General features: G+C 63.3%; 9 protein-coding genes and 4 pseudogenes. 2 read left to right on the forward strand and 11 right to left on the reverse strand.

All coding sequences use genetic code 11. From position 1 onward, the window contains the following. Window positions 1–95: 95 nt before the first annotated feature. Window positions 96–729: pseudogene (locus ABLE93_RS26155) on the forward strand (transposase); the annotation flags it as partial. Window positions 730–1016: 287 nt separating this feature from the next. Here ABLE93_RS26155 and ABLE93_RS26160 read toward each other — a convergent pair. The 11 genes and pseudogenes from ABLE93_RS26160 to ABLE93_RS26210 form a co-directional block, all read right to left on the reverse strand. Continuing rightward, window positions 1017–2468, reverse strand: a complete 1452-nt coding sequence (locus tag ABLE93_RS26160) for an O-antigen ligase family protein (RefSeq protein ID WP_348842606.1) — start codon at window positions 2466–2468, stop codon at window positions 1017–1019. Between the two features lie 32 nt (window positions 2469–2500). Beyond that, a complete protein-coding gene (locus ABLE93_RS26165; RefSeq protein ID WP_348842607.1) occupies window positions 2501–3031 on the reverse strand; it encodes a hypothetical protein in 531 nt (176 codons plus the stop codon). Between the two features lie 389 nt (window positions 3032–3420). Further along, the gene (locus tag ABLE93_RS26170; RefSeq protein WP_348842608.1) at window positions 3421–3780 is read right to left on the reverse strand and encodes a hypothetical protein; all 360 of its coding nucleotides are present in this window, start codon (window positions 3778–3780) and stop codon (window positions 3421–3423) included. Window positions 3781–3875: 95 nt separating this feature from the next. After that, the gene (locus ABLE93_RS26175) at window positions 3876–4649 is read right to left on the reverse strand and encodes a ferredoxin--NADP reductase (RefSeq protein ID WP_348842609.1); all 774 of its coding nucleotides are present in this window, start codon (window positions 4647–4649) and stop codon (window positions 3876–3878) included. Between the two features lie 132 nt (window positions 4650–4781). Beyond that, on the reverse strand, window positions 4782–5654 hold the full coding sequence (gene rfbA / locus ABLE93_RS26180; protein WP_348842610.1) for a glucose-1-phosphate thymidylyltransferase RfbA: 873 nt from the start codon (window positions 5652–5654) through the stop codon (window positions 4782–4784). Continuing rightward, complete coding sequence (gene rfbD / locus ABLE93_RS26185) at window positions 5651–6622, reverse strand: dTDP-4-dehydrorhamnose reductase (RefSeq protein WP_510183094.1); 972 nt, start codon at window positions 6620–6622, stop codon at window positions 5651–5653. Before rfbD ends, rfbA begins: the two co-directional genes overlap by 4 nt. Next, window positions 6619–7704, reverse strand: a complete 1086-nt coding sequence (gene rfbB / locus ABLE93_RS26190) for a dTDP-glucose 4,6-dehydratase (protein WP_348842611.1) — start codon at window positions 7702–7704, stop codon at window positions 6619–6621. Before rfbB ends, rfbD begins: the two co-directional genes overlap by 4 nt. A 4-nt stretch (window positions 7705–7708) precedes the next feature. Beyond that, entirely contained in the window at window positions 7709–8290 is a 582-nt protein-coding gene (rfbC, locus tag ABLE93_RS26195; protein ID WP_348842613.1) for a dTDP-4-dehydrorhamnose 3,5-epimerase, read from the reverse strand. Between the two features lie 91 nt (window positions 8291–8381). Next, complete coding sequence (locus tag ABLE93_RS26200; protein ID WP_348842614.1) at window positions 8382–9698, reverse strand: UDP-glucose dehydrogenase family protein; 1317 nt, start codon at window positions 9696–9698, stop codon at window positions 8382–8384. Window positions 9699–9888: 190 nt separating this feature from the next. Then, window positions 9889–10243 (reverse strand): annotated as a pseudogene (locus ABLE93_RS26205) (integrase core domain-containing protein); the annotation flags it as partial. Further along, window positions 10244–10438, reverse strand: a pseudogene (locus tag ABLE93_RS26210) (transposase domain-containing protein); the annotation flags it as partial. A gap of 53 nt (window positions 10439–10491) precedes the next feature. Between ABLE93_RS26210 and ABLE93_RS26215 the strand changes: the two are divergent. Continuing rightward, window positions 10492–10778, forward strand: a pseudogene (locus ABLE93_RS26215) (transposase); the annotation flags it as partial.

The raw sequence follows: 10778 nt of genomic DNA on the forward strand, positions 1-10778 counted from the left end.
GAAGAGCTTGAACCGGTCATTCCATCGAACACCATCATGTGGCGATCCTCGACCACGGACAGAAGCAAAGAACCCGCGACGTGCCATCATCGGGGTTGACGACACCGGACCGAATACAGAAGCAGATCGTCGCGGTCCTGAAGGAGCACGAGGCCGGGGTGCCGGTATCCGATCTGTGCCGCGAGCACTGGGTCCGCGACGCCAGTATCTCCAACTGGACGGCGCGGTTCGGCGGCACGGAGGTGTCGGAAGCGATGCGGCTGCGGGCGCTGAAGATGAGAACGCCAAGCTCAGCCGCACGCTGGCCGACGCCATGTGCGACAATGTGGCGCTGAAGTACTGCTGGGATAGCAGTGGTTACGCCCCCTGCCCAGCGCAGAGCCGTCGCCCATCTCGTTGGGCATAACGGGATGAGCGAACTCCGGGCGTGTAAAGCCGCCGGCTTCTACTGCATGACGATTCGATACCAGACCAGCGAAGCAATGACGGCGCCCGGAGCGAGCGCATGAAGGCAATCGCCCACGAGCGGCGGCGTTTCGATGATCGGCGTCGCATGTATTGCTCTCCGCGGAAAGACTTCACGGTCAACCACAAGCGCCTGTTCCGCCTTAACGCGAGGAGCGTCTCACGCGGGCCATGGGGACGCGGGCGCGCATGACGATCCCGTTGCGGCCCAACGCGCGCTGCCCGCTCGACGTCGTTCCGAACCAGCTCACCTGCGGTCGACGTGTCAATCGGTACGGAAGCCTGACCCCATATCGGCGCCGAATATTTACATGCCGATCCCCCTCACGACGGGGTCAATCTTCCATGCCGAAACACAGTCGACGCTTCCGCACCCCCACGGTGGTGGCCTTTGCACCCGGAATGCGTCGCGCTGGGGTAGAATAGGTCGCTGTCCGGCCCAAACAGGCCAAGTCCCACCGCCGGAGTGAACTCATCGCCGGATAAAAGCCGGGGGCAACTCATATGCGCTTCCTATCCTGGTCCCCAAAATCAGGCCGGAAGGAACTTCACTACGAGTTTGGCACGCGTGGCAACGTCGACTGGCGCCTACGGCTTGACCGAATGTATCGCCTCGCCCTCTCCGCCGGAAGCATGGCCCGCCCCACGCCTAGTCCGGTTAGTGCCATGTATTCTGCAGCATAGCCGGGCAATTGAAGAGAAAAGTCGATGCACGAATGAAGTGCTCCCAACAGGCCGACCAGCAGGGCAGCGAGAATATAAGGGTCATCGGGCCGGCGCTTGATCCCACGCACGAGCAGCGCGCCGCACAGAATGAAGAAAGCCAGAACAACGAACACCAGGGGCAGCCCACCTTCAAACGCCAATTCAAGCGGGGTGCTGTGACCGAGATCCCAGATCCCTTTCATGCCGAGCTCTTCGGTGCGCAACGACGGGAAAACATTGCGAAAGGTGCCGAGGCCCATGCCTAAAAGCGGATGCTCGCCGATCGACTCGACCATGATTTCATACACGGCAACCCGATTCTGATCTTCCAATCCCCTTTTAACCAAGCGCTCGTGCAACTGATTGCCGGTCAGGACGAACAGAGTTGCCAAGGTCCCCAATGCCAGGACCGGCAAGACCCAGGGCTTCTTTTTGACCTGGCCGGCAAATAGAGTGAGCGACGCGAGCGACGCAAGGGCGATCGTGAGAATGAGTCCGGCGCGAGACAAAGTGAGCGGGAGCAGGACGAGGAGAATCGCCGCACAGACCATCAGAATTCGGCTTTCGGAACTGCTGAGCACCGACTTGACCGACCTCACCTCGCCCCCGTCACGCAGGACCGAGCGGATCTTCAGGGCGAGGATGGCGAACAGGATGAGAAACCCCGAGCCGAGATAGATTGCGCTGGTGTTCTTGCTGACAAAGAATGCGACGAGGGAGCCACCCTGGTCGAACGGCCGCAACGCTCTGATATCGAACATGAGCGCGACCAAGCCGACGATCCCGCCAAGAACGGTGACAGCCGCGACAGACCGCAAAAGCCACCGGGCCTTTTCATCGTCGCTGGAAAAAATCAACGCGGCAGCAAAGACGGTCAGGCAAAGGAGCGGACGCAATAGGAAGATGAATGGTGCATCCTTGACGGCCACAGAATATGAAGCTCCCTCAATCCCGAGGGCCAGCCACATCTGGCCCCAGATCTCAAGCGCGAGCGTGGCAGGAGTGGCAAGCTGCGCCAGAGCAACGATCAGGTAGCTTAGGAACACCACAAAGACGCAGAGAAAGACCCGAGCGCTCCCCGCGTTCAGGCGCCGGCCGTCGGCAAGCAAGAGGGCGATCGCAGCAAAGGTCGTCCAAACCATCAACCAAAACGGCGACTTTGATCCGAATGGGAGTGGCGCGAGGACGGCTGCGAAGAGGAAGAGACCGTAAGCGAAACGATCAACGACGTTTCGGATATTAAAACTGCGGGAGTCCCCTTCGACCTCTACAGCCTTCTCTCCAGGATTCGCAGACATCAATCACCAATGCTACGTCAGAAGATTTGGCATTAGCGCCAAGGTCTGGATCCGCGTGGCGGGACGAGCGGCAGATCGATTGACAAATCCATGCGCCAGATGGCGGCTTCCACCCGCTTTTGCTGCACCTCGTTAAGGTGCTCAGCGAACGTGTCCCGAACGAGCTTCCTGGCGTCGTCGGTCATGCCTGCATAAAAACCTGCCGCGAACATGTATCCGTGCGCCTCAACAATGCGACGCATGTGATCAGCGACCATTATTTTGTGAGACTCATCCAATTCGTGCCACAATGCGATCGCGAGTTCAACCCTACGAAGCGCGGCGAGAAACTCCAGAGGTCCGGTTGCATAGGACATATCAAAATATGTGAGGACGAGGTCCGTATCACCACTGGTCAACAGCTCGGCCCATGCGAGCATAGTCCAACTCGTCGCGGAATAAGGGTTGCAGGTTAGTGATAAGCGCGCGCTTTCCTTGACCCGCTCCAGCGCCTCTTCTCGCTTGTCCTCGGCTCCGGAGACGAGGAAAAACGGAGCAGACATCGCGACGCGCACAAGTACCAAGCTTTCCAATTCGTCTGGTTGGCACGGCCATCGCGCAAGTTTATCTGAAGCTTCGAGGTCGAGTCGCGCAAGCAGATCTTGGTCAAAGGTATTAAGGGACTGAAGGCCTCGACCAACCGTAACAAGATCCGAGTTCGGCCCATAACCGGCGATTGGCGATAGAAGGTAGACCCAAAAGAGACTCACGAGAGCTAAAACACCTACAGCTAACCTCGCGGCCAGTATAATCACAGAACGACCTCACACGCCAAAATCGAGCGGACCCGCCTTCGTTCCACTATAACCGTCAGGATACACAATATGAACGCCCCACAAAAACAGCCACTGGCCCCTTGTCAATTTCTCAACAAGGGTCCAGGGGCGAAGCAAACCTATGACTGATTCAGCGCTCAGGTCGGGCTGACCGGCACGCCCGAACCACGAAGCTCCTGAATGAGCTGCGCAGCACCCTCCGGGTTACGCACGATGTAGTTCGAAAGGAGCTCATTCGTGGCGTCCGGATCGCGCTCGTACATCGCGCTCAGAACCGAGACTGCCCGGTCAGGATTGCGGGTGTTTAGGCGATCAAGCCGATTAGCGGCGCGCGTGGGGTTGCGGTCCGTCTGGATGACGAAGCGAACCGCCTGAATGTTGATAAAATAACTCTGGAATTGACTCTGGGCCGCAGCAGGAGCCACGGACGCGCCCATGAGCGCGACTGAAACGCACGCAGCGTAGAAACTTGTACGAGCCATCGCACGGTAAGCCATTGGATTGCCCTCCGGGTTTGATGAAGAGATACATACCTTAAATATTGCGCTGCCGCAAGACATCGGCTTTTGACTTTCTTCTAAACGATATCGGGCTACCGCTCGACGAACGCCTTCTCGATCACATAGTGCCCCGGCGCCGACTGGCTGCCTTCGGCAAAGCCGCGCGCGTCGAGCAGGTCCACCACGTCCTTCAGCATCTGCGGGCTGCCGCACAGCATCAGGCGGTCCTCGTCCGGCGAGATCACCGGCATGCCGGTGTCGGAGAAGAGCTTGCCCGAGGTGATCAGATCGGTGATGCGGCCCCGGTTGCGGAACGGTTCGCGCGTCACGGTCGGATAATAGACGAGCTTTTCGCGCACCTCGTCCCCGAGGATCTCGTGGTTCGGCAGGTCCGTTGTGAGGAACGCATCATAGGCGAGCTCCGCCACGGTCCGGGTCCCGTGGACGAGGATGACCTTCTCGAAGCGCTCGTAGGCCTCGGGATCCTTCACCACCGAGAGAAACGGCGCAAGGCCGGTGCCGGTGGAGAGCAGATAGAGCCTCCGGCCCGGCAAGAGGCTGTCCTGCACCAGCGTGCCGGTGGGCTTGCGCCCGACCAGGATCTTGTCGCCCACCTTGAGATGCTGGAGGCGCGAGGTGAGGGGGCCGTTCTGCACCTTGATGGAGAAGAACTGCAGGTCCGGCTCGTAATTGGCGCTGGCCATGGAATAGGCGCGCAGCAGCGGCTTGCCGTCCACCATCAGGCCGATCATGGCGAACTGGCCGTTGAGGAAGCGCAGACCGGGATCGCGGGTGCAGGTGAACGAGAAGAGGGTGTCGGTCCAGTGGTGCACGCTGGTGACGGTCTCTTCGTTGAAATTGCTCATCTGGGAAAATCCGGTTTCGACAACGGGATGCGCGCCGGGAGGCGGGACGACCACGCGAAGCTCAAGGGAAGACGCCGCAGCCTACAGGATGCGGCCGAGCTTCAAAAGTGCCAGTCCAGGCGCGGCTGCGCGTCAGGCGGTGCCTTCGGCGATGTGGGCCAGATACTGGCCGTAGCTCGACTTGGCCAACTCGCGGGCCCGCACTTCCAGCTGCGCCCGGTCGATGAAGCCGGCGCGGAAGGCGACCTCCTCCGGGGAGGCGATGCGCAGGCCCTGACGCTTCTCGATGATCTGCACGAACTGCGCCGCCTCGACCAGCGAATCGGGCGTGCCGGTATCGAGCCAGGCAAAGCCGCGTCCCATCATGGCGACGTGCAGGTCGCCCAGCTCCAGATAGGCCTTGTTGACGTCGGTGATCTCGATCTCGCCCCGCGGGGAGGGAGCGAGGTTGGCGGCGATGTCCACCACCCGGTTGTCGTAGAAATAGAGGCCCGTCACGGCGAGGTTGGATTTCGGAAACTTCGGCTTCTCTTCCAGTGACAGTACGCGGCCATCGGCTCCCATTTCCGCGACGCCGTAGCGTTCGGGGTCATGGACGGGATAGCCGAACACAGTTGCGCCGGTCTCCTGCCGCGCCGCATCCGCCAGAAGCTCGGGCAGGCCGTGGCCGAAGAAGAGGTTGTCGCCCAAGACCAGCGCCACGCGGTCATTGCCGACGAATGCGCGGCCGACGATGAAGGCGTCGGCGAGGCCCCGCGGGTGCTCCTGCACCGCATAGGTGAGGTTCAGGCCAAACTGGCTGCCGTCCTTTAGGAGCGCCTGGAACAGCGCGGAATCGTGCGGCGTGGTGATGATGAGGATGTCCCGGATGCCCGCCATCATCAGCGTGCACAAGGGATAATAGATCATCGGCTTGTCGTAGACCGGCAGCAGCTGCTTGGAGACGACGAGCGTGATGGGGTGAAGTCGGGTGCCGGAGCCGCCGGCCAGAATGATACCCTTCACGATGCTTCCTCGGGTTGCGGCGCAGGAATGGCGGGCGCGGGAGTTGCGGCGGCGGTGGCCCTCTCGTGCTCGGGGGACACCGGCTGAGAAATCTTGGCAAGCAGCGCGTTCACCACCTCGCGCGTGCGTTCCTCCCACGGAGGCGCGCGCACGCCGAAGGTGCGCTCGAACAGGTCGCTGGCCAGTTCCGAATTCTTCGGGCGACTCGCCGGCGTGGGATATTCGGCCGTGGTGATGGGGGCCACTTCCGGTTTGCGGCCGGTGTGAGGTTCGGCCGCCGCCACGATGGCGCTGGCGAAGCCGTGCCAGGTGGTCACGCCGCGTCCGGCGAAATGGTAGGTGCCCCAGCGGGCATCGGCCTTGGCGGCCGCAAGCGCCGCGGCTAGCACCGCCTCGGCGAGGTCGCGCGAGGCAGTGGGGCAGCCGCGCTGGTCGGCGACGACCCGCAACTGGTCGCGCTCGCCGGCGAGGCGCAGCATGGTCGTCAGGAAATTGTTGCCGTGGGCGCCGTAGACCCACGAGGTGCGCACGATCACATGGCGCTCGTTCGCGGCGCGCACCGCCGCCTCGCCGGCGGCCTTGGTGCGGCCGTAGACGCCGAGCGGCGCCACGGGATCCGCCTCGACATAGGCGCCGCGCTTGGTGCCGTCGAACACGTAGTCCGTGGAGACATGGACGAACGGCGTGCGATAGCGCGCGCAGCGCTCGGCGATGAGGCCGGGTGCGAAGGCGTTGATGCGGGCGGCGAGGTCCGGCTCGCTCTCGGCCTTGTCCACGGCGGTGTAGGCGGCGGCGTTGATGAGCGCATCCGGCCGCGCCGCCTCGAGCGCGCGCGCGACGGCGACCGGATCAGAAATATCGAGTTCGGCATGGCCGAGGGCCATGTGATCGATGCCGCGCTCGGCAGCCAACGCGACGGTCTCGCGTCCGAGTTGCCCGCCGGCTCCGAACAGAAGAATGCGCGTCAAGATGCGAGCCCCAGTTTGGCGCCGGCGGCCGGCGCCTTGTCCAGCCCCAGCCGCTGGCCCTGATAGCGTTGGCGCAGCGGCTCCCACCACGGGCGGTTGGCGAGATACCAGCGGATGGTCTTCTCAAGCCCGGTCTCGAACGTTTCGCGCGGCGACCAGCCCAGCTCGGCGTTCAGCTTGGAGAAGTCGATGGCGTAGCGCGCATCATGGCCGGGCCGGTCGGTGACGAAGTGGATCAGCCGCTCACGCTTTCCGATGGCGGCATCCGGCACGATATCGTCGAGGATGGCGCAGATGGTGCGCACTACGTCGATGTTCCGCCGCTCGCAGGCCCCGCCCACATTGTAGCGCTCGCCGGGGCGGCCCTTGGTGGCGATGAGGACCAGCGCCTCCGCGTGGTCCTCCACGAACAGCCAGTCCCGCACGTTCTCGCCCGTGCCGTAGACCGGCAGCTCCGCCCCTTCAAGCGCGTTCAGCGTGACGAGGGGGATGAGCTTCTCGGGGAAATGGTAAGGCCCGTAATTGTTCGAGCAGTTCGATATCACCGCCGGCAGGCCATAGGTGTGGAACCACGCCCGGACGAGATGGTCCGAGGCCGCCTTGGAGGCGGAGTAGGGCGAGTTCGGCTGGTAGGGCGTGTCTTCCCGGAACAGCCCTTCCGCGCCGAGGCTGCCGAACACCTCATCGGTGGAGATGTGGTGCAAGCGGAAGGCTTCCGCCTGCGGCTCGGGCAGCGTGCGCCAGTAGCGCAGGGCCTCCTGCAGCATCGTGTAGGTGCCCACGACGTTGGTGGCGATGAAGGCGCCCGGCCCGTCGATGGAGCGGTCCACATGCGACTCGGCGGCGAGGTGCATCACGATGTCGGGTTTGAAGGCGTCCAGCGCGCTGTGCACGGCGGCGGCGTCGCAGATGTCGGCCTGCACGAAGGCGTAAAGAGGGCTGTCCGCGACCGGCGCGAGGGAGGCGAGATTCCCGGAATAGGTCAGCTTGTCGAAATTGAGGACATGGTGGCCGAGCCCCACGAGGTGCCGCACCACCGCCGAGCCGATGAAGCCCGCCCCACCTGTAACCAGCACCCGCATAAAGCTACCTTTCGCTCGCCGTGCCCTGATAGGCGAACGGGCTGTCGAAGTCCTTGAGGCGGGGCAGGATGCGATCCTTGTCCGAGAGGATCTTCTCGCCGACGCCGCAGGTCCAGTCGATGGCAAGTTCGGGATCGTTCCAGATGATTCCGCGCTCGCTCGCCCGATCGTAGACCGCGTCCACCTTATAGGCGACGCGCGTGTCCGGCGCGAGGGTGCAAAAGCCGTGAGCAAAACCCTGAGGAATGTAGAGCTGCTCGCCACCCTCGGCGGCGAGCCGCGCCCCCACCCATCGGCCGTAGGAAGGAGAGCCCTTCCGCACATCCACCGCAACGTCGTAGATGGCGCCACTCAGCACCCGCACGAGCTTAGCCTGGGCGAAGGGGGGCGCCTGCATGTGCAGGCCCCGGACGGTGCCCGTCTCGGCCGACAGCGACTCGTTGTCCTGCACGAAGTCCGTCCCGATGCCGTTGGCGGCGTAGCGCGGCTTCACATAGGTCTCGCAGAAATAGCCGCGGGCGTCGCCGAAGCGGCGCGGCTGGACCAGGACGACATCCGGGATGGCAAGCGGAGTGAATGCGGTCATGGCATGGCTTCTAATGGGTTTCCCCCCGCCGGGAAACCCCGGCAGGAGTTCGGTCGCAAGGCGGGCGCTAGCCGGGTCGCGGCAGAAGGTCTCAGCCGGGAGACAGCTCGCGCCCCACGCTCGAATAGTCGAAGCCGAGCGCAGCCATTTCGTCGGAACGGTAGATGTTCCTGAGGTCCACCACCACCGGCTGACCCATCAGCGCGCGGATGCGGTTCAGGTCGAGCGCGCGGAAGGCGTCCCACTCGGTGACGATGACGAGGGCGTCCGCCCCCGTCGCCGCCTCGTAGGGGCTCTCCACGTAGGTGACGTCGGTCAGCACGAGCCGGGCCTGTTCGACGCCCTCGGGGTCGTGAGCGCGCACGATGGCGCCGGCGTCCTGTAGGGCAGTGATGACGGCGATGGAGGGCGCGTCCCGCATGTCGTCGGTGTTGGGCTTGAAGGTGAGCCCGAGGATGCCGATGGTCCGTCCCCGCACCGAGCCGCCCAGCGCCTGGATGACCTTGCGGGCCATGGCGCGTTTTCGCTGGTCGTTCACCGCGACCACTGTCTCGACGATGCGGGTCGGCGCGCCATGGTCCTGCGCGGTCTTGATGAGCGCCAGCGTGTCCTTCGGGAAGCAGGAGCCACCATAGCCTGGCCCGGCATGCAGGAACTTGGAACCGATGCGATTGTCGAGGCCGATGCCGCGTGCCACGTCCTGGACGTTGCCGCCCACCTTCTCGCACAGATCGGCGATCTCGTTGATGAAGGTGATCTTGGTGGCGAGGAAGGCGTTGGCCGCGTACTTCGTCAGTTCCGCGGTGCGGCGGGAGGTGAAGAGCAGGGGCGCCTGGTTCAGATAGAGCGGCCGGTAAAGGTCGGTCATCACCTCCTTGGCGCGCTTGTCCTCAGTCCCGACGACGATGCGGTCCGGTCGCTTGAAATCGGTGATGGCGGCGCCCTCGCGCAGGAACTCCGGATTGGACACGACAGCGAACTCGGCATCCGGCCGCAACTCGCGAATGATACGCTCCACCTCATCGCCGGTGCCGACCGGCACGGTCGATTTGGTTACCACCACGGTATATTGGCGGATCGCTCGGGCGATGTCGCGGGCGGCCTGATAGACATATGAGAGGTCGGCATGGCCGTCGCCGCGGCGCGAGGGGGTGCCCACCGCGATGAACACAGCGTCGGCCCCCTTTACGCCGTCCTCAAGGTTCGTGGTAAAAAGCAGGCGGTCCGCCTTCACGTTGACCGCGACTAGATCTGCAAGCCCCGGCTCGAAGATGGGAATTTCGCCCCGCTGGAGGGTGGCGATCTTTCCAGCTTGCGTGTCGACACACGTAACGGTGTGGCCAAAATCCGCGAAACATGCGCCCGAAACTAGTCCTACATAACCCGCTCCAATCATTGACACGCGCATGACCCATACCCTTTCATGCCCAGGTAGCCACGCCGATGCTCCGACGCTATCGAAAAGTCAGCTCACTGGGATCTCTGATGTGATGAAATCTCTATGGAGGATTCTGCCGCGCTGCAACTTAGCAATGCGCGGATCCGTGAGGAGATCGGTTCGCTCCTTCCATGAGCCGATGGTGGCGCGGCCTGCACCAGGTTCGGAACAGGGTCTCATTCAGGCATTCGTCCCGGAACCGGCCGTGAAGCTCTCCACGAAGCCATTCTGTATGGGCTTACCCGGAGCGATATAGTGCCATTGGACGCTCGTATGCTGGTACGATTTGAGCAGCGCCATCCAGGTTAACTCGGTGCCGTTGTCCGAGACGACGGCCGAGGGCTTTCCCCGGATGGCCATGAGCGCGTCCAGCTCGCGCGTCGCCCGAAGGCCGAACAGCGAGGTGTCGGCCTCCAGCGCCGGCATTCCCCGCTGAAGTCGTCGACAACGGCCAGCACCCGGAAGCGGCGGCGATCCGTGAAGGCATCCGACACGATGTAGAGTAAGCGTCGTCTTCATGCCACGTTGCTGAGGGCTGGCTGTGCGGGATAGGCCCATGGCAAGAGGTCGTCGGTGCGGCTGTTGGGGTGGCCGTTGACGATGCGGGTGATGACGTCCGCGAGGTAGGCCTGGGGGTCGACGCCGTTGAGCTTGCAGGTCTCGACCAGCGAGGCGATGACGGCCCAGTGTTCGGCGCTGAGGTGGTCCCCGCAACCCGGACAGGGAGCTAAGCTTGGTTCGGCCTGACGGAAGGACGAGCCCGATGACCGGGAAGAGGCAGCGATATTCAGCGGAGTTCAAGGCGAAGGTGGCCCTTGAGGCGCTCCGCGGGGAGCAGACGGTAGCGCATCTGGCCGCCAAGCACTGCGTCCACCAGACTATGATCAACGCCTGGAAGAAGCAGGCCGTCGAGGGAATGGCCGCGGTTTTTTCCGGCAAGGCGGAAGCTGCCGATGCCGTCCGCGAGAGCGAGATCGACCAGCTCCATGCCAAGATCGGCCAATTGGTGGTGGAACGGGATTTTTTGCGTCGGGCCTCCGGGCGCTGAGC

The sequence above is a fragment of the Xanthobacter pollutisoli genome (genome assembly GCF_040044995.1).
In the GTDB taxonomy this organism is placed as follows: domain Bacteria; phylum Pseudomonadota; class Alphaproteobacteria; order Rhizobiales; family Xanthobacteraceae; genus Xanthobacter.